The organism is Ensifer sp. 2TAB8, from assembly GCF_052115125.1.
In the GTDB taxonomy this organism is placed as follows: domain Bacteria; phylum Pseudomonadota; class Alphaproteobacteria; order Rhizobiales; family Rhizobiaceae; genus Ensifer.
This window is the reverse complement of sequence record NZ_JBFRGB010000008.1, coordinates 68977-94424: the sequence shown is the minus strand read 5'-3', so window position 1 is coordinate 94424 and position 25448 is coordinate 68977. Positions and strand designations below refer to the sequence as shown.

Sequence of the window (25448 nt, the reverse complement as noted above, 5' to 3'; positions counted from 1 at the left end):
TTCGGTTCACATAGCTCCCGTCGGCGTTTGGCCAAGGGCACGGACGAAGTGATTCACGGTAACTTCTTCCACCACGTCGGAGGCCGGACGGCTCTTTCGCCGCACGTCGTCGGCATGGGCGAGGAAGCGGGCGCTTTGCCCCGGCACGAAGGGGCGATCGGGATGTGGAACCGCAGACAGAAGCAGTTGCGTATAGGGATGGCGGGGATCGCCGATGACGGTGCCGGTCTCGCCCCACTCGACCATCTGGCCTGCAAACATCACGACGACCTCCTCGGCAATATGCGCGGCCGTGGCGATATCGTGGGTGATATAGAGCATGGCGAGGTTGCGCTCGCGCTTGATGCGCGCAAGCAGTTCCAGGATGTCGAGCCGGATCGAAACGTCGAGCATCGATGTCGGTTCGTCGGCGACGAGCACATCCGGCCCGACGGCGAGCGCGCGGGCAATGTTGACCCGCTGGCGCTGGCCACCGGACAGTTCGTGCGGAAATTTTCGCGCCGTCACACCGGGATCAAGGCCGACATCGGAGAGCAGGCGCGCGACGGCCGCCCGTGCTTCGGCCCCGGTCTTCGCATGACCGTGCAACAGAAGCGGCCGCGCGAGATGGTGGTAGATGGAGAACACCGGATTGAGTGAGGCGAACGGATCCTGAAACACCATCTGGATCGCCCGGCGACGTATCTTTTCCTCGGCCCTTTCGCCGGCCTCGGTGACGTCGGCGCCGCGAAACGCCATCCTCCCCGATGTCGACGCATCGAGCCTTGCGACGATGCGGGCACAGGTGGTCTTGCCGCAACCGGACTCGCCGACCAGCGCCAGCGCCCGGCCGGGTTTCAAGGCGAGCGAAATACCCCGCAAGGCCTCGACGGCGCCGAAGCTGCGCCTGATGTCGTTGAGGCGCACGATCGCGTCGTCTTCACCAGCCATTGTCGTCGCCAGCGGCATCACGTTCATTCGACGACCCCCAGGCTGCGGACGGATGACGGCAGTTGCGGGATCGCGCCCCAGAGTTTCCGCGTGTAGTCGTGTAAAGGCGCGCGGCTGATCTGCTGCGTGTCGCCGACCTCGACCAGTTGCCCTTTCAGCATAACACCGATGCGGTGGCAGAGCTGCGCCATCAGGTGCAGGTCGTGGGTGATGAACAGCACCGAGAAACCGAGGCTGCGCTGCAGGTCGACGATCTGCTCCAGGATCTCCCGCTGCACCACCACGTCGAGCGCCGTCGTCGGCTCGTCCATGATGATCAGCTCCGGCTTCAGCGCCAGGCAGATGGCGATGACGATGCGCTGCCGCATGCCTCCGCTGAACTGGTGCGGATAGTCGTCGAGACGACCCACCGGAATGCCGACGAGCCGGAACATTTCTTCTGCCCGCGCACGCGCCTGAGGCCGCGTCGCGCCGGTGTGCCGCCGCAGCACGTCGAAGAACTGTGCCTCGACCCGCATCAGCGGATTGAGCGAATTCATGGCGCTCTGGAACACCATGCCGATCCGCCGCCAGCGCACACTCTGCAGCGCCGCTTCCGGCATCTTCAGGAGGTTCTGGCCGTCGAGCAGGATCTCGCCACCGGCCACCCAGGCCGGCGGTTTCGACAGCCGCGTGATCGCATACGCAATGGTGCTCTTGCCGCAGCCGGATTCGCCGGCAAGGCCGAAGAGTTCACCGCGGCGGACCTCGAAGGAGACGTCGTTGACGGCGCGGAAGGCGCCGTCGTCGAGCAGATAATCGACGTTTAGGTTGCGGATTTCCAGGAGTGCATCGCTCATCGGGCCGCCTCCAGCTCGCGACGGCGCAGTCGCGTCAGCCGCAGCCAGCGGCTGAGCGCCGGCCCAGAGCGAAGCTGCGGATTGGCGATCTCGTCGAAGGTGAAGTTGATGAGTGCAAGACCAAGGCCAACGAGCGCGATGCCCGCGGCCGGGACGGCGATGTCCCACCAGGCACCGACGATGATCGCCGAGGAGTTCTGGGCGTTGTAGAGCATGGTGCCCCACGTCACCCGGAGCGGATCGCCGAAGCCGAGATATTCGAGCGTCGTCTGCGCGACGATTGCATAGATGATGCTGCYGACGACATTGATGCCGATCAGCGGCACCAGATTGGGCAGGATCTCGACGAAGATCACCCGCCAGTGCGGCTCGCCGACCATGCGCGCCGCCACCACGAATTCGCGCTGCCGGAGCGCCATGGTCTGCGACCGGGTCATGCGGGCGCCCCAGGGCCAGGAGGTGAGCGCGATGATCGCCATGATCGCCATCGGCCCGACGGTGCCGGCAAAGGAGGCGAGCAGGATCAAGAGCGGAATGTTGGGAATGACCAGCACGGCGTTTGTCGCAAGATCGAGCGTCGCATCGGTGCGACCGCCGAAATAGCCGGCAACGAGGCCGACGATTGTGCCGAGCGCAGTGATCGCAAGGCCGGTGGCAAAGCCGACGGCAAGGGACGGCCTGGCGCCCCAGACAAATTGCGAGAAGACGTCGCGGCCCATCTTGGTCGTGCCGAAGACATGCTCGACGGTCGGCGGCTGATGCGAGCGGCCGACGCGCTCGCTCGGATCGCCCGGTGCCAGAACCGGCGCAAACAGCGCCATCAGGCAGAGCGTGAGAATGATGACAAGGCCGGCGACGGCCTTCTTCTGCCGCCAGAACAAGGAGACGCCCGCATTCATACCCTGCCCTCCCGAATGCGCGGATCGACCACGCCATAGATGATATCGACCAGGAGATTGGCGCCGAGCGTCGCGATCGTCATCAAGAGCAGTTGCCCCTGGATGACCGGATAGTCGCGGGCGACGCTCGCGGTATAGAGCGTCAGGCCGAGGCCCGGATAGTTGAAGACGATTTCGGTCACGATCGAGCCGCCGAAGACGGCACCCAGCATCAGCGCCAGATTGGTCAGCACCGGCAGCATGGCGTTGCGCGCCGCATAACCGAACATCACGGCCGCTTCCGACAATCCCTTGGCTCGTCCCATGGTGACGTAGTCCTCGCCGAGCACCGAGATCATGCTGGAACGCATGGTCGTCTGGAACTCGCCGATCAGATAGGGCGAGAGCGTCAGCACCGGCATGATCGCATGCAGGAAGACGCTGCCGAAGAAGGTGAAGTTCAGCCCCGGATCGAGGTTCGGATCGTAGGCGTAACCGACCGGCAGCAGCCGGAGCGTCACGCCGAAGGTGAAGAGAGTCGCGAGCGCGATGATGACAGGCGGAACGGCGATCATCACCACCGAGAATGGCGAGACGAAACTGTCGAAACGCCCGCCGCGACGCCAGGCGGCAATCGCGCCGAGCAGCACGCCTATGCAAAGCGAGAAGACGATAGCCGTGACGACGAGGAAGGCCGTCCACCCGGCCGAGCGGCCGAGCACTTCAAGCACCGTCTGCGGGTAGTATTTGACCGAGACGCCGAGGTCGAAATGGGCAAGCCCGACGACATAGTCGACGAACTGCTGCCAGATCGGCTGCTCGATCGCGCCGAAGCGCGCCTTGATCGCCTCGATGGCCGCGGGCGTTGCCCGCGGTCCGAGTTGGGCGATCATGCTGTCGACAGGGCTCCCCGGCATCATCCGGGGAACCGCGAAATTCATGACGATCGCGAAGAGGAACGCCACGCAGTAGACGGCAAGCCGCCGGCGGGAAAGCCACATCGTCGGGCCCGTCTCGCCTTATTGCACCGGCTTGAGGCGCAGCAGGTGGACCAGCCGCATCCGGTTGTTGTCGTGATCCTCGGGGTTCATGACCGGCTCATCCTTCGTAACCCAGCCGGTAAAGCGCTTGGTCGAGAACTGATACCAGGTCGGACCGTTGAAGACGGGGACGACCGGCAGATTGTCGGCGACGATCACCTGCACCTGATCGAACAGCTTCTTGCGGTCCTCGTCCGTCGCCGCGCGGCGGTAGTCATCGAAGACCTTGTCGAGTTCGGGGTTGGAATAGCGTGACGGCGCGCTGGTGATACGCCCGCCGAAGCCGGTCGACAGCGACTGGAAGTAGCCGCGGAAAGGCGTCGGACCGTCGGCACGCGAATTCATCACCGCCTCAAAGCTGCCGTCGAGGATCTGTTTCTGCCACTGCTCGTATTCGGGCGTGGCGACGGAGGCGTTGACGCCGATCTTGCGCAGGCCTTCCGCCGCAATCTGCACCGCGTCAATCCAGTCGGTCCAGCCGTTCGGCACGATGATCGGGAAGGCGATGGGCTTGCCGCTCGGCGTGGTACGGAAACCTTCGCCGTCCTTCTTGTAGCCGGCATCATCGAGCAGCTTGTTGGCCTTGTCGATGTCATAGGCGAGCCACTCGTCCTGCGCGCCCTCGGCGGCCTTGTTGCGCCAGCTGTCGAAGCGCGGCGGCAGGCCGCTCGCATGGATGTTGACGACCGGGTAGCCGAACCCGGCGATATCGACCATCGCGGTGCGGTCCATGGCAAGGCTGAAGGCGCGACGGAAGGTCATGTCGTTGAAGGCTTCGGCATTGCCGGGGTTCGACGACTTGAAGTTCATCTGGAAGGCAACGGTTTCGGCCGGCGGCTGCCAGTAGCCGTTGTGCTCGGCATCGAGGCCGACATAGGTCTTGTCGATCTGCGGCAGGAAGGAGCCGAACCAGTCGATCGAGCCCTCCGGCAGAAGCGCCAGCATCTGGTCGTTGCCGGAAATCTGCGGCAGCTTCAGGCAATCGACCTTCAGCGTCGCGGCATCCCAGTAGTTGGGGTTGCGGCACTGCTCGTAGACCTGCGGCGTGAAGCGGCGGATCTCGGTCATCGGGCCGGAGCCGACGGGCGTCTCGTTCTTGAAGGCCAGCGGATCCTTCACGTCCTTCCAGATGTGCTCTGGCACGACGGGGAAATCGGCAAGCGACTCCGGAAAATGCGTGTCGACGCCCTTGAGATTGATCTTCACCTCGGTCGGCGACGGCGCTTCCACTGAAGCGACGGTTTCGCCGACGCCGACGGTATCGACGGCCGGGTTCTTGAGCATCATCTCGAGCGTGAATTTCATGTCGGCCGAGGTCAGCGGCTTGCCGTCCGACCACTTCACGCCGTCGCGCAGCGTGTAGGTGATCGACTTCAGGTCGTCGGCAAACTTGTAGGCCGTCGCCAGCCGAAAGACCGGCTTGCCGCCGTCGTAATCGTCGAAGATCACCAGTGGTTCGTAGACGAAATCCATGGTGCTCTGCCGACGACCGCCAAGGTCGAACGGGTTGAAATTCTGCACCCAGCTCGTCTGCTCTTCGATGTGCATGGTGAGCACGGATTCAGCGCGCGCCTCTGCGGCGCCGATCATCATCAGCACGGTCGCGAGCGTCCCAAAACGCCATGCCGTACCACTCCTCCCGACCCTCGGCGCATTGCGCAAAGGCCGCATTTCCTCGACTGCCGTCATGACGAATTCCCCCTCAGGTTTCGTTGATCGATCTATTAAGTCAAGTAATTTGACTTAACGATAAGTCCGTCAAAGAGGCGCTGTCAATCGGCGTCTGGCCGCCCAGTCCAAAGTCTGAGAAAAAGCTAATAAGTGGTATTTCGAAGTTAAATACCACTTCCGAAAAAGTCGATTTCAGCGAGGTGTGCAGGCGGCCGATCTTGGTCGCAGAGGCACCCGGATTGGGTCGTCGGAACGAGAATCACCACACTTGAGGGGCAAACATGAAGGCGGCGTTGCAAGCTGCCGGCTCGCGGCAATGCCATCGCCGCGCACATCCGACGACAGTTCCTCCGTACCGCGTCCAGGTCGAGATTTATCGGCTCGGCGGTTTAGGCAGTGGTGAAATCTGGACCCGCTAGGAGACAGTACGTGTGCGCCCGAAGGCTCGAAGCAGGAGGTTCACCGAAACAGCGATCTTGTCGATGTCAGGTATATCCTGCGAGTAGCGCCCGGTGTAGAGCTTGACGATCATCCGGTCACGCTCCTTGCCGCTGAGGTCATAGTAAAGGTGAAGGTAGAAGCGCCGCTTGTCGCCGGCACGCGATATGTCGCCGCGCCGCTGCGTCACTTGCCTCAGATCTGCCTGCAGCGGCTCGAAACCGTCGAGCCTGAGGGTTACCTGCGCAGACTGGAAGCGCACCTCCTCCGGGACGGCGACGACCGCCTTGTCGAGCGAGAGGCTGACCACGCGTCCCAGTGTCCCATCGACCTTGGCGGGCTCGTCGAGCTTGAAGGCCTGGAAAAGGCGACGTGGCTTTTCGAAACAGATCAGAGACGCGATGACGAGGACGACGATGTTGATCCCCGACCAGACGGCTCCGATCGCCGAGAACGATCCCTGGACCTGTGCCGTTTCCGGCACGAGGTTGATCAGAAGTCCGAGCGCCGTGACGGCGATGAACCCGGCAATCCAGGCGAAGGTGTAGGCGTCGAAGCTGTTTGCCTCGTTACCGGTGCCTTTCGGGGTTACCTTGAACGGCTTGCCGAAGGGTCGCACGAGGCTGGATAGAACCGTGGGCAGCATGCGGAACGTCGCGAAGGTCCCTACCGCGCTTGAGACGACGGGCAGATAGCGCGTCGGCGTGATCCACAGCATCAGGAGGAAATACGCCGCCAGCACCGGAAGCTGATTTGAGACATAGTCGGCAACGCTCGTGAAGTGCAGTGGCAGAGCGCCGAACCAGAGATAGGCGATTGGCACGATCAGCCGCACGACGTACTGCACCAGCCAGGACATGGGGAGAAACATGATCCGCTGGAACAGCGACAGGCCCGGTCCGCGCAACGGGCCGTTGTGGAGATAGAGCGTCTGGATGCCGCCCTGGCACCAGCGTTCCCGCTGGACGAAATAGCCCGTGAGGTTCTCGGCCGCCAATCCCATCGACAGGCGTTCATTCAAATAGCGGGTCTTGTAGCCCTTGTTGAGCATCGACAGCGTCGTCAACAGGTCTTCGGTGATCGACTCGGTCGGGAAGCCGCCAATCGCATCTACGGCCTTGCGGCGGGCGATCGCGCACGAACCGCAGCAGAAGCTGACATCCCAAACATCGCGGCTCGGTGCGATTTCGTCGAAGAAGAGGCGCTGTTCGTCCGGCCAGATGTTCTCCAAGCCCAGGTTCGATTGCACCGGATCGACATTGAAGAAGTGCTGCGGGGTCTGGACGATCCCGATCTCCACGTCCGAGAAGAACGGCAAGGTGCGCTTGAGAAAATGGCGATAGGGAACGAAGTCTGCATCGAAAATGGCAATGAGGTCGCTCGAGCTTGCGCGCAGGCCATTGTTCATATTCCCCGCTTTCGCGTGCGCATTGTCCGTCCGCGTCACGTGAACTGCGCCCCGCTCCACGCAGAAGGTCTTCAGCCAGTCACGCCGGCCGTCGTCGAGAACATAGACCTTGAACTTGTCCTTGGGATAGTCGAGCGCCAGGGCCCCGACGATCGTACGCTCGAGCACATCGAGCGGTTCGTTGTAGGTCGGAATGAAAACGTCGACCGTGGGCAGCTCCTGCTGCGCGCGCGCGAAGAACGTTTTTCCCAAGCGGTCCGCTTCGAGACTGCGATCGACGTATCGACTCATCAGGATGAGGAAAAGAACGACCTCGGTGAAGGCAAGGAGCTCGATGACGAAGACGATCCAAACCCACCATATGTTCGCGCCATCGGCCGGATAGGGAAGAACGGTCTCAAAGAAACGCCAGACCATGTAGCGCAAGGCGACCGCGCCAACGACCGCGCAGGTGATGGTGCGCGCCCAGCTTTGATGCCGCGACCAGTTCGATGGTCCGAGCAGGAAGAAGGCGATCACCAGCAATGTGGGCGCGAGCGCTAGAAGATGTTGAACCACAGTCCTTTGATCCACTGCGTCACTTGCAGATTGTGCCGGGAGATGCGGACCTGCGCGGTCCGTCCCACCTGGCAAAAATTGCCGAAATCGGTATTGAGTGCCGAGGGGACAAGCTGAACGCGGATCCTGGCATCGCGCTCCTCGGCCTCCGGCTCCTTCGCCGCGAGATTGTCCTTCTCGACGACCGCGGACGAGCCTTTGACGGCCTGCACTTTCCTTTGAAGACTTCGCTCCGACCGAGGAGCCGAACCTCTGCTTCGCGGCCCGGGTAGATCTCGTCGTAATCGACTTCAGGAACGAGAATGTCGACGAACAGTTCGCGGCAATCGAGGATGCGCAACAGCTCGTTGTTCAAGATGACGTTGGAGCCGTTGACGACGTTGCGGGTCCACACCACGCCACTGAAGGGCGAAGTGACTTCTGCCAGTTCGAGACTGCGAACGCGCTTCTCCTCCTCGAACAATTGCCGTTCGATCTGGGCAGCGCGCGTGCTGTTTTCGACAATCCGGGTGTTGATGTCGTTTATGCGAACGATCACCTCGTCCTGACGCTGGCGCGAATAGGGCACGTCGTTTTGGCCATCGCCGACGATGAAGATCCCCTGTCGCAGCGCCGTCAGCCGTTGTTCGAGCAGTTCGAGCGACAGGTTGCTGATCTCGACCTCACCGCCCGTGGCAGCGCCGGCGGCCGCTGCCGCCTCGACCATCTTCGCGTGAAGATCCCCTTGGATTCCAGCTCCTGCCGCCTGTCCAGGTCTACCCTCGCAACGACGTCCTGCGCGCGTGACACTTCGACCCGCTTCTGCAGGATGCGAATTTCGCGTTCCAGGCTGGCAATGGTGGCATTCTTGAAATTCTCGAGCCGATGGGCGAGCTGGTTGCGCAACGCGACGAGTTCGTCCCGTTCCCGTTCAAGTGCGGTCACTCGATCGGCCGCGGTCTTTCCTTCCGCCTGCAGCGAAGCAAGAATCGCCCGATTGACCCGATCATTGCGGATCGTCAGAAGTGTCTCGTTTTCGGAAACTGGTGTTCCGATCCGCGGCGGCGCCTGTCCGATTTCGCCGTCGATCGGGGCATTGATGGGCGCAAAGCGTGCATTCACTGTGCCGTCGAGGCTGGTAAAGCCGGTCAACCCGGGCAGAAGCACGACGACGGCAAGCGTCAGAAGAAGGATGCCGACGGTGATGCGTGTGATGCGGTGATTAAGGACCATTCAAACCGTTCTCACTCACTGCCTTGCCGGGTTCGACAAGCGCCAGAGCGTATTCGCGATTCTGTCCATCGCTCCGGCTGCCGGAGAAGATTGGGCGCAAACGGCCAACGGACAACCCTTAGAAATTGGTGCTTTTCGTCATTCGGTTAAGCAATTGCGAACGATCGCCGGCCCTGAACGCAACTGGTCGCCACGGTGACCCGTGACGGCCGGGACGACCATGGCAGCGCAAGCGCTTGGCGCTATTGTGGAGCAGGAGCTTCAGGCGAGCGATTTGACGGCAACACAACCTGGCTGACCATGGCGCACAAAATGACCGCGCAGCCGAGCATCTGGGACAGGCCGAGCGGCGTCCCGAGAAATGCCAGCGAGAAAAGCAGCACCCAGACCGGTTCGCAACACATGATGACCGACGCCCGCGCCGCCGAGATCATCTGCTGCCCTCGAAACTGAAGAACGAAGCGCAGGCAGGTCGAGATCAGGATGCTCGCGAGATACCAGCCCCAGATCTCCACCGGGGGGATGGCGGTCGGCATCCTCTCCGCGAGCAATGAGACCGCAAGGATGACCACGCCCGATACCACCAGCTGGACGGCGGCCGCGGCCCCAGCGCCGACCTTGGCGGAGTTGCGTTTGACGAGCGCGATGCTCGCTGCCCAGAGCAACGCCGAGACAACGAAGTAGACATGGGCCGCCTCAACGCGAGCGTCAGGCCCAAGAAACAAAAGCGCCATCCCCGCAAGCGCAATCGTAATCGAGATCCAGAGCCTTTTCCCGACCGGCCAACCGAAGAAGAGCAGGCCGAAAACCGGCACCAGCAGGTTACCGGTCGAGGAAATGAAAGCGGCGACGCCGGGATTGGTTGTGTGCTTCAGGCCGAAGATCCACGCCATCATCGCGACCGCAAATGCGAATGCACCGGGAAACAACAGCCGCACGGCTCTGCCGATATCAGCCACGGACGGGAACTTTGCCAGGAGGCCGATCAGCAGACCGGCGAAGATGAAGCGGCTGCCGAGAAACAGGAGCGGCGGAAGCTCCGCAAGCGCGTGGATCGAGAAGAGCCAACCGGCACCTGCCACAAAAGCCGCAACCGCGATCTGCAGATCGGCAATCGGCTGCGGCGAAGGCTGGGCGGAACGGTCAGGCAACATCGATTTCTGATGCGGGAGGGTTGTGGCAGGCCGCACGCTGCGGCCTGCAGACTTCGTTTTCAGCCAGGCCGGAGGCCACTAGTGCTGCTTCCGGCGACGCGACCTACTGGTTCGCCTTTGCGTAGTCCTTCATGTTGGCCGGCGTCACCAGTTCGAACGGTACCCAGATCTGCCGCTCCGTCTTCTCCTCGCGCGCCAGAGCCACGGCCGCGTCCATGGCCGTCGCACCCTGGGCGATCGCGTTCTGGAAGACGGTGACATCGAGGTCGCCGGCAGCCATGGCGGCGAGGCCGTCTGGCGTGGCGTCGACGCCACCGACGACGACCTTCGACATGTCCGTGCCTGCCGCCTTCATCGCCTGGATCGCACCGATCGCCATCTCGTCATTGTTGGCGATGACGGCATCGAATTCGCGTCCGGTCGAAAGCCAGTTGGTCATGATGTTGGTGGCCTCGAGGCGATCCCAGTTGGCGCTCTGCTCCTCAATCACGCTCATGCCCTTGCAGTCATCGGTGGCGATGACATCGTGGATATCCTTGGTGCGGGTCAGCGACGAATGGTTGTTGAGCGGCCCCATGAGCACGTAGATCGCACCCTTGCCGCCAAGCAGCCGGCAGACTTCCTTCGTTTCAAGCGTACCCGAGTCGACCTCATTCGATCCGACGAAGGCGGCGGTTTGCGGAAGGACATCGACATCTGCCGGCGGGTGGTTGGCGTAAACGATCGGGATGCCGGCAGCGCTCGCCATTTTCGTCAGCGCCGGCGTGCTGTCGCCATCGACGGCGACCACGACGATCGCGTCGACGCCGGAGGAAATGAAGTTCTGCACCTGATCCATCTGCTTGCTGGGATCGTTCTGGGCGTCTTCGACCTGAACCGAAACTCCCTCCAGCTTGGCAGCACGATCCTCCATGCCCTGCCGCAGGATCGTCAGAAATGCGCTATCGGACCGCGCGATGGTGATGCCGATATTCTCGGCATGAGCGGTGCCGGCCAAAAGAACCGACATGGCAGCAAACAGCAACTTCCTCATTCGGAGACTCCCCCAAGAACAATGATCAATTCACCGGAATGGAATACATGTTCCATTTAAAGTCAATGATGAAATACAAAGTTCACATATGGATCTGCCAGCCGGGTCATCTATTCCGGGATTACCCCGCCAAACTGAGGATAGAAGACGTGTATATTTCCGTTATGCTACCCAAACGTGCATCAATTTGAAACAAAGCTTACGGCGATCCTTTGCCGGGGCGTCGCTTGGCCTGAGCACGCCTCGAAACGCCCGCGAACTGCCGGAACCTGCCCAGTGACATCCATCCCTTCAACCTGCGCAGCCGGAGCTGCCGACAGGAGGCCCACATGTCCGTGCATGAAGCAATTCTCGATCTCGGCTATGATCCCACCATCCGTGAAGATGGTCCGTTCGTCCGGCCGCCGTTGCCTTCGGCGCTGCCGACCTCGGCGACGGTCGACCCGCAATATCTCCCGCCTCCGAAGGCGCAGGGGACGCCACGCCATGTCGGTAGTCCCGGGAGTTGCGCCGCCTGGGCTTCGACCTATGGGCTTGCCACCTACACAGCGGCAGCGGCTGCTGGCCAATCCCCATCCGGCACCGTGCAACAGGCAAGCCCCGCCCACATCTATATCGAAGTCATGAAAAGTTACGGCCAGCAGGGCTGTGCGGGATCACGGCTCGCCTCCTACCTCAACCTGCTCAAGCAAGGCGGCACACCCAACTGGCAGACAGCGCCCTATTATCCGAATTGCCCCGAGCTCTGGTCGAGCTACGATCCCGACGCCGCCGTCGATGCGAGCTTCAAGATCCCAGGCTGGGCCTTCGTCGAAACCGGCGACCTCGACGCGATCAAGACGATCATCGCCGGCGGCGGCGCGCTTTGCTACGGTACGTCGCTCAACGAAGGCTTCATGCAGTATGAAGGCCCCGGCCCGATGACCGGCCCGCTCAACAAGGTGCCGAATGTCGGCCATTGCATGCTGATCATCGGCTACGACGACGAGCAGCAGGCGATCCTCATTCAGAACAGTTTTGGAGAGGATTGGGGCTGCGAATGGAGCGGACGTCGCGGCTACATCTGGATGGGCTACGAGCTCTTCCAGTATCTGGCTCAGGGTCAGGCCATGTATGTCACGGCCTGACCTTGCGCGGTTTTAACCGGGTCTGCTTCACTTGGCCGTGGCGCTATTCCGCCGCCACGGCCGGGGGATAGATGATCGGCTCCTCGACCTCGGCGTCTGCATTCGCATTCGCATCATCCGCCTTCTCCGGTTCCGTGGCGCTCTTTTTGGGCTCACGGCCGAAGAAGAGCGCGTAGCCGGCCGGCAGCACCAGAATGGTCAGCACCGTCGCGACCAGAATGCCGCCCATCATGGCGTAGGCGAGCGGCCCCCAGAAGACGCCGCGGGAGATCGGGATCAGCGCCAGCACCGCAGTCAAAGCCGTCAGCGTGATCGGGCGGAAGCGCCGGACAGCAGATCCGATGATCGCCTCGGCACGATCCATGCCGGCGGCAATGTCCTGGTCGATCTGGTCGACGAGGATAATCGAGTTGCGCATGATGATGCCGAGCAGAGCGATGACACCGAGGATCGCGACGAAGCCGAAGGGCGCGCCGCTGATGAGCAGTGCTGCAGCCGCACCGATGATGCCGAGCGGCCCGGTGGCAAGCACCATCATCGCCTTGCCGAAATGCTGGAGCTGGATCATCAGCAGCACGACGATGACACCGATCATGATCGGCGCCTTGGCGGCGATCGAGGCCTGGCTTTCGGCTGAATCTTCCGCCCCACCCTGGATGCTGATGCTGTATCCGGCAGGCAGGCTGTCRCGCAGCGGCTGCATGTCGCCGAATATCTTCATCGCCACATCGTTCGGCTGCACGCCATCCGGCAGGGTGCCGCGCACGGTGATCGTCGGCAGGCGGTCGCGCCGCCATTCGATGCCCTGTTCGAGTACGGGCACAACCTTGGCCACCTGCGAAAGCGGAACGAAGCCACCGAAGTCCGTGGGAATGTAGATGGAGTCGACCGAACTCAGGAGCTTGCGGCTGTCCGTCGGCTCGCGTGCAACGATCGCAACCGTTTCTTCGCCGTCACGGAAATTGTCCAGCGGGGCGCCGGTGACGCTCGCCTGCAGCATCTGGCGGATGCGCTGCGAGGTGACGCCGAGCGCACGGGCGCGATCCTGGTCGATCACCAGCTTCATGCCCGGGACCGGCTCCAGCCAGTCGTCGTGAACGGCGCCGAGAAGCGGGTTCTCGTGGAACTTTGCCTTCACCCGGTCGGCGATGCGCCTGACCTCATCGCGGTCCGGTCCCATGATGCGCATCTGCACAGGCCAGCCGGTCGGCGGGCCCAGGAACAGGCGATCGACCTTGGCACGGATCGACGGGAAGTCGGCGGCGAGGATCGCACGCATCTTGGCGATCAGCCGTTCGCGTGCCGGTTCGTCCTTGGCCATCACGAGGAGCTGGGCGAAGTTCGGATTGCGCAGCTGCTGGTCGAGCGGCAGGAAGAAGCGCGGAGCGCCCTCGCCGATGTAGGTGGCGATGAAGCGCTTGTCCTCGTCATCCATCATGCGGGCTTCGAGTGCCTTGGCCTGCTTTTCGACCTCCTTGATGCTGGTGCCCTCGGGCAGCCACAGATCGACGAGGATCTCCGGCCGCGATGACTGCGGGAAGAAGTTCTTCGGAATGAACTGGAAGGCCCAGAGGCTGACGAGGAAGAGGGCGAGCGTCGTCGAAAGAACGATGATGCGATGACGCACGGCCCAGGCGACCGTCGACCTGAGGTGACGATAGAAGCGCGTGTCGAAGACATCGTGATGGTTGCCGGCATGGCTGCGCTGCTTGAGCAGCATATTGCCGAGCCAGGGGGTGAAGTAGACGGCAACGAACCAGGAAACGACAAGCGCGATGCCGACCACATAGAAGAGCGAACGCACATATTCGCCGGCGGTCGAGGCCGCAAAGCCGACGGGAATGAAGCCTGCGGTGGTGATCAGCGTCCCGGTCAGCATCGGGAAGGCGGTCGAGGTATAGGCGAAGCTCGCGGCCTCGACCTTGACGAGCCCTTCCTCCAGCTTCCTCTCCATCATCTCGACGACGATCATGGCGTCGTCGACCAGAAGTCCGAGCGCGATGATCAGCGCGCCGAGCGAAATGCGCTGCAGGTCGATGCCAAGCTCGTACATGATGGCGAATGTCGCGGCCAGCACCAGCGGAATGGTGATCGCGATCACCAGACCCGAACGCCAGCCGATTGACAGGAACGAGACCACGAGCACGATCGCCAGCGCCTCGCCGAGCGCCTTCATAAACTCGCCGACTGCTTCCTTGACCACTTCCGGCTGGTTGGAAATCTGGTCGACCTTTACGCCGTAGGGCAAGGACGCCTCGAAGCGCTGATAGGTCTCCTCCACCGCCTTGCCGACGTCCGTCACCTTGAAGCCCTTGGCCATGACGACGCCGATCTGCACGCTGTCCTGGCCGTTGAAGCGGAACTTGCGCGAATAGGGATCCTCGAGCCCCGAGGTGACCGTGGCGATATCGCCGAGACGGGTGACCTGGCCGCCGGCGCGAAGCCGAAGGTTCTTCAGATCCTCGACCTTGTCCAGACCGCCTTCGACGGAGATGCGCACCGAGCGGGTGCCGGTGTCGACGGAACCTGCAGGGTCGATATTGTTCTGGCCGGCGATGGTGCTGCGAAGATCGTTGAGCGTCAGGCCGCGTTCGGCGAGCACCTTCGAGGAAACGTCGACAAAGATCTTCTGCGGCTGGTCGCCGATGATGACAGCCTTTTCGACGCCCGGCGTGGTCAACAGCATGTCGCGCGCCTGGATCGCGAACTTCTTCAGTTCCGGATAGCTGTAGCCTTCCCCGCTCAGCGAATTGAGCGTGATGAACGTGTCGCCGAACTCGTCGTTGAAATAGGGGCCGAGCAAGCCTTCGGGCAGCTCGCCGGAGATGTCGCCGACCTTCTTGCGTACCTGGTAGAAGGCATCCGCCACCTGCTCGGCGTTGGTGTCGCCTTCGACCTGCAGCGTGATGATCGCGCTGCCGGCGCGGGTATAGGAGCGCACGAAATCGAGATGCGGCGTTTCCTGCAGCTTGCGCTCGATCTTGTTGACCACCTGGTCCTGCATTTCCTCGATCGAGGCGCCTGGCCAGAAGGCCTGGACGACCATGACGCGGAAGGTGAAGTCCGGGTCTTCCTTCTGCCCCATGCGCATCAGGCCGAAGACACCGGCAAGAATGATAAGGCCGAACAGGAACCGCGCCATGCTCGGATGCGCGATCGCCCAGCGCGAAAGGTTGAAGGGCCGTTTTTCTTCGGCAGAGGGTGTCGTCATCGGCTCGGTTCCGCTATCCTGGTGACGTCAACGCACGACGGTTTCGGCTGCCGCAGCAGCCTGGTGCGTCGTATCGCTGGAGATGATCACCTTGAGATCGTCCGTCATGAACTGCGTTCCGGCGGCAACAACGAGATCGCCGACATTGAGGCCTTCGGTGACCCGGACGCCATCGGCGGTGAAGTCTGCAAGCGTGACCGGGCGGCTGCGGACCGTTTCGGTACCGCGGTCGACGACCCAGACGATCGGATAGCCGTCCTTCTCCGCCAGCGCGCTCAAGGGCACCGAGACGAGCGACGCACCATTGCCTGCCGAAGCTTCGATGGTGGCGGTCATGCCGAGCAGAACCCGCGGGTCGTTCGGCAGGCTGACGCGCACCGAGAAGGTGCGCGATTGCTGGTCGGCGCTACCGGCGACTTCGCGCACGGTGCCGTCGAGCGACAAGCCCGCATCGGACCAGATCCCGACCTTGACCGGCAATCCGGCCCTGAAGTTGCTGATTTCCGTTTCGGGTACTGCGACCTGAACTTCCTTTTCGCCTTCGACGGCGACCGTGGCGACGGGCGTGCCCGAGCCGAGGACCTGGCCGACATCGGCGTTGATCGAAGTCACGATGCCCGGCCGGTCAGCAGCGAGGCTCGTATAGACGACCTGGTTCTGCGCCTGCGACAGTGCCGACTTTGCAGCATCACGTGTGGCGACCGCCTGGTTGTAGCTCAGCACCGCCTGGTCAAACTGGGCCTGCGAGGCGAATTTCCGGGCAAGCAGTTGCTTGGCGCGGTCGCGCACAAGCTCGACCGTCTCGACCTGACGCTCGGCCGCATCCAGATTGGCGGAAGCGCTGCGCACCGCAAGTTCGTAGTCGGTCGGGTCGACGCGGGCGAGAAGATCGCCGACATTGACGCGATCTCCAACATTGACGACGCGCTCGACGAGCTTGCCGCTGACGCGGAAGCCGAGGTTCATCTCGGTCCGCGCCCGAACGGCGCCGGAATAGCTGAGCTGGCGCACGTTGTCGGCCTGGGCGATCTCGATGACCTTGACCGGGCGCACGATCTGAGAGGTTTCGGATTTTTCTTCCGAGCAGCCGACGAGCGCCGCCGAAAGGGTCGAGATCAGCGCAATGGTGGCAATGAATGAAATATGGCGGCGAAATTCAATTGGCATAAACATAGTCGCACTCCTGAAAATAGGCCGACGCCGCCCTTGGCTGCGCCGGAAGCAGTCCGGCTAGACCTTCAGTCCCTTGATCGCGAATTCGACCAGCTCTTCCGGTGCGGCGCGGTTTGCCTTGCTGAGACACTGCGCAACCATTTGCGGATGACAGAGGGTGACTGTCGCCGCACCGAAACAGCGCGACGCCGCATCGGCGTCCTGTTCGGGAAATTCGCCGGCAGCGATGCCTTCGCGAATGACGTCGGCGAGAAGCGCATCCAGCCTGTCGATATGCTTGTCGATGACGTGCCATTCGCGTTCGATGGCAACGACCACCATTTCATGCACTTTCGTGTCGTCGAGCATGAGCTCGACGGTCATCTGATGCTGTGCGTGAACATAACGGCGCAACCGCTCGGTCGCGCTCAGCGGCAAGGCGCAGATTTCCTTGGCCATCTGGTAACTGGCCGCGAGCATGCGGCCGCAGAGCGCCTGATGGATTTCCGTTTTCGAGGCAAAGAACCGGTAGATATTGGCCGGCGACATGCCGAGTTCCTTGGCGATATCGGCAACATTGGTCTTGCTGTAGCCGAAATGCCGGAACAGCCGCTCGGCGGCGTCGAGAATCCGCGTGATGTTATCCTGCCGCGTCTGATCCACGACGATATCGTTGTTCACCGGCATTTCTTGCCTTTCGATTTACGACTGACGAATTTCGTATTTCATCAGTCGTAAATCGAAATGGGACAGTGGTCAACGGTGGAATCCGTTCCAATGATCACGATTTGGTAACCAAGAGGGATCGCACCGCCCGAAGATACTCCCTCCACGCGCGCCCGAGCGACCGTTGACTCGACACGCTATGGTGGTTACTGGCGCTTCTGCAGCCGCGCATTTCTCGGATTCTCTCAAGGGTAGCTATTCATGGCCACAGGTCTCATCGCCCTCCTCGACGACATCGCGGCTATCGCCAAGATGGCGGCCGCCTCTCTCGACGATGTGGCAGCCCAGACCGCCAAGGCCAGCGCCAAGGCAGCCGGCGTGGTGATCGACGATGCGGCCGTGACCCCGCGCTACGTCGTCGGGCTGACGCCCGAGCGGGAACTGCCGATCATCGCGCGGATCGCCCTTGGCTCGCTCAAGAACAAGCTGCTCTTCCTTCTGCCCGGCGCGCTGCTGCTCGGCTATTTCGCGCCCTGGGCAATCACGCCGCTCCTGATGCTCGGCGGCGTCTTTCTCTGCTACGAGGGTACCGAGAAGCTTTATGGCGCCGTCTTTCCGCATGCGGCCCACGCGCACGAGGAGGCGGTGCTCGGCGAAAAGAGCGATCCGGTGGCGCTTGAAAACGAGAAAGTAGCCGGCGCAATCCGCACCGACTTCATTCTCTCTGCCGAGATCATGGCGTTGACGCTCTCGACCGTCGCCGATGCCGGCATCTACATGCAGGGCGTCGTTCTCGCCGGCGTCGGTATTCTGATTACGCTCGCGGTCTATGGTGTCGTCGCCCTCATCGTCAAAGCCGACGATGCCGGCGTCGCGCTGGCGAAGAACCCGCTGTCCGCCGTACGCGTTCTCGGCCGCGGCCTCGTTCTCGGCATGCCCGCATTCCTGAAGGTCCTTGCCGCGGTCGGCACCGCAGCCATGCTCTGGGTCGGCGGCAGCATCCTCGTCCACGGCATGGCGCAACTGGGCCAGGCCGGACCGGAGCGCTTCATCCACGACATCTCCGAAAACGTCGCCCACGCCCTGACAGTCGCCCCCGGGGTCGTCGGCTGGCTCACGACCTCGGCGCTTCAGGCCCTCCTCGCGATCGTCGTCGGCGCCGCAACCATCGTCGTCATGGGCAATGTGGTCGCACCGATCTGGAGCCGGCTTCGACCGGCCAAGGGCTAATTCCTCAGAGGGCGCGAGTATCGACTGGAGGAAGCCGCTTGCGGCGGCGTCCCATGTCGTATGCTGCCTTTCCGGTGACCTACCGCTTGTACTTCACGCCCGGCAGCACGCAGAGCATTTCGTAAAGCAGGTTCGCCGCGGTGATCGCGGTCGTGCCTGTCGTGTCGAAAGGCGGGCTCACCTCGACGAGATCGGCGCCGACGAGATTGAGGCCACGGCAGCCGCGGATGATCTCGATCGCCTGGATGATGGTCAGGCCGCCGATCTCGGGCGTACCGGTGCCCGGCGCGTAGGCCGGATCGAGGCTGTCGATGTCGAAGGTCAGGTAGGTCTTGTGGTTGCCGATCCTGGCGCGGATACCTTCGATCAGCGGCACCAGCGACTTGTGCCAGCATTCCTCCGCCGGCACGACCGTGAAGCCCTTGTCGCGCGACCAGTCGAAATCGTCGGACGCATAACCGGTGCCCCGAAGGCCAATCTGGAAGACGAGATTGGGATTGAGGCAGCCATCCTCATAGGCGCGGCGGAAGGGCGTGCCATGCGCGATCTTCTCACCAAACATCGTGTCGTTGATATCCGCATGGGCGTCAACGTGGATGAGGGCGACGGGCCCGTGCTTTTCGGCAATCGCCTTGAGGATCGGATAGCTGATCGTGTGATCGCCGCCGAGCGTCAGCGGGATGCAGTCATGTTTCAGGATCTCGCCGATGCCGCGGGTGATGATCTCCATATTGGCCGGCAGGTTGAAGGTGTTGATGGCGATGTCACCGATATCGGCGACCTGCAGGCTCTCGAAGGGTGCTGCACCGGTCGCCATGTTGTAGGGCCGGATCATCACGGATTCCGCGCGGATCTGTCGCGGCCCGTAGCGGGTGCCGGAACGGTTGGACGCGCCGATATCCATGGGGATGCCGACGAAGCAGGCGTCGAGGCCTTCAGCCGAGGTCGCCGTCGGAAGGCGCATCATCGTGCCCGGACCGCCGAAGCGGGGCATGTCGTTGCCGCCGAGCGGCTGATTGAATTTCTCTTCCATGGAAGCTCTCCCTTTGATTTCGCCGAAACCCTATCAGGCGCTGTGGGCCGAGAAATGCCCATTGATCGAATGTTACTTCGATCGCGATCAAACCAACACGGCTGATGCAGCGAAGGCAGGCGTCGATTGCCGTTTACGATGCCGCCACGCCTCCTGCACCTAGCCAAAGGGAGTGTTGCCCTTCCCGGGCCCGCCGATCACTTTGGCGAAAACAAAAATACCGTGTCCTTGGGAGGAACCATGCAAAACTTACGTCGCACCGTAATGCACTCCACGATTGCGGCGTCGTTCGTCGCCCTTGCGGCCTCAACGACGGCCCACGCGCAGGACAAGCTGTTCATCTACAATTTCTCCGACTACTTCGCCGAAGACACCGTTTCGAACTTTCAGACCCGCACCGGCGTCGCGACGCGTGTCGATTTCTACGATTCGCTCGAAGTGCTCGAAACAAGGCTGCTTGCCGGCGGCAGCGGCTTCGACGTCGCCTTCCCGAGCGCCACGGTCGGCGAGCGTCTCATCCAGTCCGGCGCGCTGAAGCCGATCGATGTCACTGCGCTCAAGAACTATGGCAATCTCGACAAGGACCTCCTCAAGCTCGTCGCCGAGCACGACCCCGAGAACAAATACCTCGTTCCCTATATGTGGCTGACGACGGGGGTCGCCTACAACGCCAAGCTCGTCGCCGATCGCCTGCCGGATGCGCCCACCAACAGCCTCGACATGTTCTTCAAGCCCGAGGTCGCGGCAAATTTCCAGGACTGCGGCATCGGCATCGTCGATGCGCCGAACGAGGTGATCCCGATCGCGCTCAACTATCTCGGCCTCGATCCCTATTCGACCAAACCGGATGATCTCGACAAGGCGAAGGAACTGCTGCTCAAGCTGCGTCCCTTTATCCGCCACATGCAGAGTGGCCAGCTTGTGGCCGACATGGCATCGGGCCAGCTCTGCCTGGCGCTGATGTGGAGCGGCGACGCCGGCATTGCCGCGGCCCGCGCCGAAGAGGCGGAGACCGGCGTTGCGGTCGACTACTCGATCCCGAAGGAGGGCACGATCATCTCCTTCGACACGATGGCGATCCCGGCCGACGCGCCGGATCCGCAACAGGCGCTCGCCTTCATCGACTACATTCTTGAGCCGAAGACGGTCGCGGCGATCAGCAACCACGTCTTCTACGCCAACGCCAATGCCGAAGCGACCGCAGAAGTCGATGCCGGCATCCGCGACAATCCGAACATCTATCCGCCTGCCGAAGTCCGTTCCAAGCTCTTCGTCGACAAGTCGCTGCCACCGCGCCAGACGCGCGAGCGCACCCGCGTCTGGTCGGCGTTCAGAGCCGGCCAATAGCGCGAACCGTCAACAGCAGGACCAGACCCCGTGCCATCCTATATTTCGATCGAGAACCTGGCGAAGTCCTATGGCGTCGTCACCGCCGTCAACAACATCAACTTGGGCATCGAGAAGGGCGAGTTCTTCTCGCTCCTTGGTCCGTCGGGCTGTGGAAAGTCGACGCTGCTCAGGATGATCGCCGGCTTCGAGATGCCGACCTCCGGCGCCATCAAGCTGGAAGGGGCCGATGTCACCGACGTGCCGGCGCACAAGCGCCCGACCAACATAATGTTCCAGTCCTATGCGCTATTTCCGCACCTGACCGTCGGCAAGAACATCGCCTTCGGATTGCAACAGGACGGACTCGACAAGACAGAGATCAGGAAACGGATCGACGAGGTGGCGGAAAAACTGCAGCTGACCGCGCTTCTCGATCGCAAGCCGGTGCAGCTTTCCGGCGGCCAGCGCCAGCGCGTGGCGCTCGCCCGCGCGCTGGTCAAGCGGCCGAAGGTGCTGCTGCTCGACGAGCCCTTGGGCGCGCTCGACAAGAACCTGCGCACGGAAACGCAGCTCGAACTCGTCCGCCTGCAGCGGGAGCTCGGTCTCACCTTCATCATCGTCACCCACGACCAGCACGAGGCGATGACCGTCTCCACCCGCATCGCCATCATGAAGCAGGGACAGGTGCTGCAGGTCGGTTCACCTTCGGAAGTCTATGAGGCGCCCCGGTCCCGTTATGTCGCGAAGTTCCTTGGCGAAACCAATGTCTTTGCCGGTGGACGCACGGAACGGAGCGGCGATGAACTGCGGATCGACAGCGATGAGGCCGGCGGCGGTGTCCGCGCCGCCTTCACCGACCGGGTGGCACTCGATCGGCCGTTCTGGGTTTCGGTCCGTCCGGAACGGGTGGAGCTTGCGACTTCGGGCAGCGGCCTTGAAGGCACCGTGGAGCAGCTCACCTACACGGGAGTCGAGCGGCACTACCGCGTGCGGCTGAAGTCGGGCGCGACGCTCGACGCGCGCCGGGTCAACCTTGGCACTGAGAGCGATCTCGGYGTCGGCGATCGGGTGTTTGCAAGCTGGCCGCCGCAGGCAAGYCGGCTGCTGGCCGAATAGGAGAGCACCATGACTTCCGTTTCGGCATCGTCCGCAAAGGCGAACTGGGGCAAGCGCCTGCTGATCGCCATACCCTATGCCTGGCTGCTGGTCCTGTTTCTCGCGCCCTTCGCGCTGGTCGYCGGCATCAGCCTTTCGACCGTACGTCTCGGCATGCCGCCCTTCGAGCCGCTGACCGCCTGGGACGGCTCGATCCTGAACTTGCGCCTCAATTTCGAGAACTTTCTCTATGTGCTGACCGACGACACCTATCTTCTGGCCTATCTGACGAGCCTGAAGATCGCGGCAATTTCGACAGCAGCGCTGTTGTTCATCGCCTATCCGCTTGCCTATGGCATTGCGTCCTGCTCGCCCTCGTCAAAATCGCTGCTGGTCTTTCTGGTGATCGTGCCCTTCTGGAGCTCGATGCTGATCCGCGTCTATTCCTGGATGAGCATCCTCAGGAACGACGGCCTCTTGAACATGCTGTTGTTGAAGATCGGCCTGATCAGCGAGCCGCTGCGCATCCTCAACACCGAGACGGCGATCTATATCGGCATCGTCTACACCTACCTGCCCTTCATGGTGCTGCCGATCTATTCGACCTTGAGCAGCGCCGACCGGACACTGATCGAGGCGGCGCGCGATCTTGGCTGCTCGCGCATCTCCGCCTTCTGGCGGGTCACCTTCCCCTTGAGCCTGCCCGGTGTACTGGCCGGCTGCGCGCTGGTCTTCATCCCGGTCGTCGGCGAATTCGTGATCCCGGATCTGCTCGGCGGCGCCGACACGCAGATGATCGGCCGCGCCATCTGGCTCGAATTCTTCAACAACCGCGACTGGCCGATGGCGGCCGCCGTGACGATCGTCTTGCTCGCCCTTCTGGTCGTGCCGATCGTCTATTTCCAGTCGCGCCAATCGCGCGAACGAGGCTGAGGAACAAGCCATGACGAAACCAAGCTGGTTCAATCGCCTGTCGATCCTGTTGGGCCTCGCCTTCCTCTATTTGCCGATCGTCGTTCTCGTGATCTACAGCTTCAACGGCTCGAAGCTCGTGACCGTCTGGGGTGGCTTTTCCACCCAGTGGTACGCGGCCGTTCTCAACAATCCCTCGATCATCGAAGGGGCGAAGGTCAGCTTCCTGGTCGCGGCGATCTCGGCGACCGCCGCCACCATCCTTGGCACGCTTGCCGCCGTCGTCATGGTGCGGCTGCGCCGCTTCCGCGGCCGGGCGCTGCTGAACGGCATGCTGCTTGCGCCGATGGTCATGCCGGAAGTGGTGATGGCCGTGTCGATGCTGCTGATGTTCGTGACCCTTGGCATTGATCGTGGACCACTGACAATCACGCTGGCGCACACCACCTTCACGCTGTGTTTTGCAACCGTCGTCTTGCAGTCGCGGCTCGTTGAACTCGACCCCTCATTGGAGGAGGCGGCCCGCGACCTCGGCTGCCCGCCGGCCAAGGCTTTCGTCAGCGTCGCCTTGCCGAACATGGTCCCGGCGCTGGTCTCCGCCTGGCTCTTGTCCTTCACCCTGTCGCTGGACGATCTGGTGATCTCGAGCTTTACCACCGGGCCCGGCGCCTCGACCCTGCCGATGAAGATCTATTCGCAGATCAAGTTCGGCGTGACGCCGGAGATCAACGCGATCTCGACGATCATCCTCGGCATCGTCGTGCTGGGATTGGTAGCCGCTCAACTGGTCTCGCGTCATTCGGGACAACGGGCGAGCGCCTGAGACAGGTCCGGGAAGAGCGTCACGCGGTCTTCCCGGAATTACCGACACAAGGCTCAAGATCAGTGCGGCAGAAGCGCGCCGCCGGGAGCCAGATAAGTTGCCAGTGGATCCTCGAAGGCATTGCTTACCGAAGACACGGCATCGATGAACAGCGAGAACAGCGCCGTCTGCGAGGTGATGTCGAGCTTCGCATAGAGATTGCGGCGGTGCAGCTTGACGGTTGCCGGCGAGATGCCGAGCTTTTCCGCGGCCCCCTTGACCGAGTAACCGCGCAGGATCATCTGTGCGACCTGGCACTCACGGTCGGTCAGCAGGCTGCGGCCGAAGTTGCGGATCGCCTGCGCCAAGGCGCTTTGCAGCGGCGAGCCGTCTTCGCCGAGGCTTTCGGGTCTGAGGTCACGATAGTGCCGAAGCACGGCCATGCTAAGCAGCGGTGCCGCGCTCTGCAGGAAATCCTGGTCTTCTCCGCTGAAGGCTGCGTGCGCGTGGCGCCGCGCCAGCGAAATCGCGATCTTCGTATCGGCATCGATGCCGATGAAGATATTGAACTCGTCGTGCAGGCCCGAGTGGCGGTAGTAATCGCGGTAATATTGCGACCGGTCGAACGACGGATCGATCTGCCTCAGGCGGTAGAGACCGTCATCGCCATTGTCGAGCGCCAGCCGATAGAACGGATCGAGACGGTACGGCCCCTGCAGATAGGCGCGGATATCGGAAAGCCCCTTGTCGGTGCGCCAGTCGTTGAACAGGATCTTCGGCGCCGCGCCGCGCCGATAGAGCAGCATCAGCCCCGCATCCACCGCGACGTGCCGCTTCAGCGATTGCGCCAGGCGGTCCTGGAAATCCGATCGACCGACCCCCTCCATCAGGGACAGCGCCAGATCACCCACGCGGGTCTGCTGCGCCGGCGCGCAGACTTTGATGATCGTATCATCATTCATGTTGTTCTCCTCCAAGCGCAGACTAGGCGAAGGTTGAGTTCGTCGCAAGTAACGGATTTTCACTACGGGAATTCCAAAACTATCTTTTGGCGAACCAAAACAACGGCATAGGCGGAGGAAGTTCGGCAGGACAAGGCCCTCCGATACGAAGCAGACCGCATGTCACAGCCCTGAACCTAGCCCTTTGGCGTATTCCGGCCACCGATCCCGGCGCCTAGAAAAATGGGGCAGGTCGCGCAGTAGAGAGGCGGTCGGCAAAGCGGAACGCGACGGTCGAGACGGCACATTGATCTCGGACATCCGTCGTTCCGCAGCCAAGTGAAACAACGAAACCCCGGCGCGCGGCCGAAGGACCTGTCGTTCGCCTTCTGAAACTGGAGTGAACATGTCAAAGGTCATCAAACTCGGGCGCGATGGTGTCGGCCTCAAGGCGCTTGAAAAATGCAGCGTCGTCCCCCCGGAGGCGATCCTTTCCGGCTTTGCGAACGAGCTCGGCGACGTTCATTTCGAAAGCCCCGACAAGGCCGTGGTCATCGGCACCTGGCAGTCGACCCCTTATGCGGAAATGCTCGCCTATCCCGACGGCAACGAATACAGCATCATCCTCTCGGGCAAGGTCGCCATCACCAATCCCGATGGATCGGTTGAGACCTTCGAGGCCGGCGAGAGCTACGTGCTGCCGGCCGGCGTCGAAGTGCGTTTCGAAGTGCTGGAGACGATGCGCAAGGTCTACGTCCTCTATACCGCGCCAGCCGCGAAGTGATGTGA

At 62.3% G+C, this 25448-nt stretch carries 20 protein-coding genes and 1 pseudogene; 7 read left to right on the top strand and 14 right to left on the bottom strand.

Annotated elements, in window-relative coordinates; all coding sequences use genetic code 11:
• Positions 1 to 6: 6 nt before the first annotated feature.
• The 9 genes and pseudogenes from AB4Z53_RS15520 to AB4Z53_RS15480 form a co-directional block, all read right to left on the bottom strand.
• Positions 7 to 957: an ABC transporter ATP-binding protein gene (locus AB4Z53_RS15520; protein WP_441596536.1), complete on the bottom strand. Its 951-nt coding sequence runs from the start codon at positions 955 to 957 to the stop codon at positions 7 to 9.
• Positions 954 to 1769, bottom strand: coding sequence for an ABC transporter ATP-binding protein (locus tag AB4Z53_RS15515; RefSeq protein WP_441596535.1), 816 nt, complete (start codon positions 1767 to 1769; stop codon positions 954 to 956). The genes AB4Z53_RS15520 and AB4Z53_RS15515 overlap by 4 nt, the downstream gene beginning before the upstream one ends.
• A complete protein-coding gene (locus AB4Z53_RS15510; RefSeq protein WP_441596534.1) occupies positions 1766 to 2668 on the bottom strand; it encodes an ABC transporter permease in 903 nt (300 codons plus the stop codon). The genes AB4Z53_RS15515 and AB4Z53_RS15510 overlap by 4 nt, the downstream gene beginning before the upstream one ends.
• Entirely contained in the window at positions 2665 to 3648 is a 984-nt protein-coding gene (locus tag AB4Z53_RS15505) for an ABC transporter permease (protein ID WP_441596533.1), read from the bottom strand. The genes AB4Z53_RS15510 and AB4Z53_RS15505 overlap by 4 nt, the downstream gene beginning before the upstream one ends.
• An 18-nt stretch (positions 3649 to 3666) precedes the next feature.
• Positions 3667 to 5280, bottom strand: a complete 1614-nt coding sequence (locus tag AB4Z53_RS15500) for an ABC transporter substrate-binding protein (protein ID WP_441596631.1) — start codon at positions 5278 to 5280, stop codon at positions 3667 to 3669.
• Between the two features lie 493 nt (positions 5281 to 5773).
• Positions 5774 to 7762: a glycosyltransferase gene (locus AB4Z53_RS15495; protein WP_441596532.1), complete on the bottom strand. Its 1989-nt coding sequence runs from the start codon at positions 7760 to 7762 to the stop codon at positions 5774 to 5776.
• A pseudogene (locus AB4Z53_RS15490) lies at positions 7744 to 8974 on the bottom strand (HlyD family secretion protein). The gene AB4Z53_RS15495 and the pseudogene AB4Z53_RS15490 overlap by 19 nt, the downstream one beginning before the upstream one ends.
• Positions 8975 to 9216: 242 nt before the next feature.
• Positions 9217 to 10125, bottom strand: coding sequence for a DMT family transporter (locus tag AB4Z53_RS15485; RefSeq protein ID WP_441596531.1), 909 nt, complete (start codon positions 10123 to 10125; stop codon positions 9217 to 9219).
• Positions 10126 to 10231: 106 nt separating this feature from the next.
• Positions 10232 to 11161: a substrate-binding domain-containing protein gene (locus AB4Z53_RS15480; protein WP_441596530.1), complete on the bottom strand. Its 930-nt coding sequence runs from the start codon at positions 11159 to 11161 to the stop codon at positions 10232 to 10234.
• Positions 11162 to 11490: 329 nt separating this feature from the next.
• Here AB4Z53_RS15480 and AB4Z53_RS15475 point away from each other — a divergent pair, with 329 nt between their 5' ends.
• Entirely contained in the window at positions 11491 to 12288 is a 798-nt protein-coding gene (locus AB4Z53_RS15475; protein WP_113539790.1) for a C1 family peptidase, read from the top strand.
• 43 nt (positions 12289 to 12331) lie between these two features.
• Here the strand turns inward: AB4Z53_RS15475 and AB4Z53_RS15470 are convergent, their stop codons facing one another.
• Genes AB4Z53_RS15470 through AB4Z53_RS15460 form a run of 3 tightly spaced genes read right to left on the bottom strand, consistent with a single transcriptional unit; the run spans position 12332 to position 17332 of the window.
• The gene (locus AB4Z53_RS15470; protein ID WP_441596529.1) at positions 12332 to 15499 is read right to left on the bottom strand and encodes an efflux RND transporter permease subunit; all 3168 of its coding nucleotides are present in this window, start codon (positions 15497 to 15499) and stop codon (positions 12332 to 12334) included.
• A 27-nt stretch (positions 15500 to 15526) separates the two neighbouring features.
• The gene (locus AB4Z53_RS15465) at positions 15527 to 16672 is read right to left on the bottom strand and encodes an efflux RND transporter periplasmic adaptor subunit (RefSeq protein WP_441596528.1); all 1146 of its coding nucleotides are present in this window, start codon (positions 16670 to 16672) and stop codon (positions 15527 to 15529) included.
• A 57-nt stretch (positions 16673 to 16729) separates the two neighbouring features.
• Complete coding sequence (locus AB4Z53_RS15460) at positions 16730 to 17332, bottom strand: TetR family transcriptional regulator (protein ID WP_441596527.1); 603 nt, start codon at positions 17330 to 17332, stop codon at positions 16730 to 16732.
• A 246-nt stretch (positions 17333 to 17578) separates the two neighbouring features.
• Between AB4Z53_RS15460 and AB4Z53_RS15455 the strand changes: the two genes are divergently transcribed.
• Positions 17579 to 18547, top strand: a complete 969-nt coding sequence (locus AB4Z53_RS15455; RefSeq protein ID WP_113539793.1) for a DUF808 domain-containing protein — start codon at positions 17579 to 17581, stop codon at positions 18545 to 18547.
• A 79-nt stretch (positions 18548 to 18626) separates the two neighbouring features.
• On the opposite strand, the gene speB is transcribed toward AB4Z53_RS15455, so the two are convergent.
• Positions 18627 to 19580, bottom strand: a complete 954-nt coding sequence (gene speB, locus AB4Z53_RS15450; RefSeq protein ID WP_441596526.1) for an agmatinase — start codon at positions 19578 to 19580, stop codon at positions 18627 to 18629.
• A 240-nt stretch (positions 19581 to 19820) separates the two neighbouring features.
• Here speB and AB4Z53_RS15445 point away from each other — a divergent pair, with 240 nt between their 5' ends.
• From AB4Z53_RS15445 to AB4Z53_RS15430, 4 genes are read left to right on the top strand one after another with little or no spacing between them, the layout of a single operon-like run.
• Positions 19821 to 20927, top strand: a complete 1107-nt coding sequence (locus tag AB4Z53_RS15445; RefSeq protein WP_441596525.1) for an extracellular solute-binding protein — start codon at positions 19821 to 19823, stop codon at positions 20925 to 20927.
• 30 nt (positions 20928 to 20957) lie between these two features.
• Positions 20958 to 22025, top strand: coding sequence for an ABC transporter ATP-binding protein (locus AB4Z53_RS15440; protein ID WP_441596524.1), 1068 nt, complete (start codon positions 20958 to 20960; stop codon positions 22023 to 22025).
• A 9-nt stretch (positions 22026 to 22034) separates the two neighbouring features.
• Positions 22035 to 22937 (top strand): ABC transporter permease subunit, encoded by a 903-nt coding sequence (locus AB4Z53_RS15435; RefSeq protein WP_441596523.1) that lies wholly within the window; start codon positions 22035 to 22037, stop codon positions 22935 to 22937.
• 10 nt (positions 22938 to 22947) lie between these two features.
• Positions 22948 to 23739, top strand: a complete 792-nt coding sequence (locus AB4Z53_RS15430; RefSeq protein ID WP_441596522.1) for an ABC transporter permease — start codon at positions 22948 to 22950, stop codon at positions 23737 to 23739.
• A gap of 59 nt (positions 23740 to 23798) precedes the next feature.
• Here AB4Z53_RS15430 and AB4Z53_RS15425 read toward each other — a convergent pair whose 3' ends face one another.
• Positions 23799 to 24680, bottom strand: coding sequence for a helix-turn-helix transcriptional regulator (locus AB4Z53_RS15425; RefSeq protein ID WP_441596521.1), 882 nt, complete (start codon positions 24678 to 24680; stop codon positions 23799 to 23801).
• 385 nt (positions 24681 to 25065) lie between these two features.
• On the opposite strand from AB4Z53_RS15425, the gene AB4Z53_RS15420 reads away from it, so the two are divergent.
• The gene (locus AB4Z53_RS15420; RefSeq protein ID WP_291161498.1) at positions 25066 to 25443 is read left to right on the top strand and encodes a cupin domain-containing protein; all 378 of its coding nucleotides are present in this window, start codon (positions 25066 to 25068) and stop codon (positions 25441 to 25443) included.
• Positions 25444 to 25448: the final 5 nt, after the last annotated feature.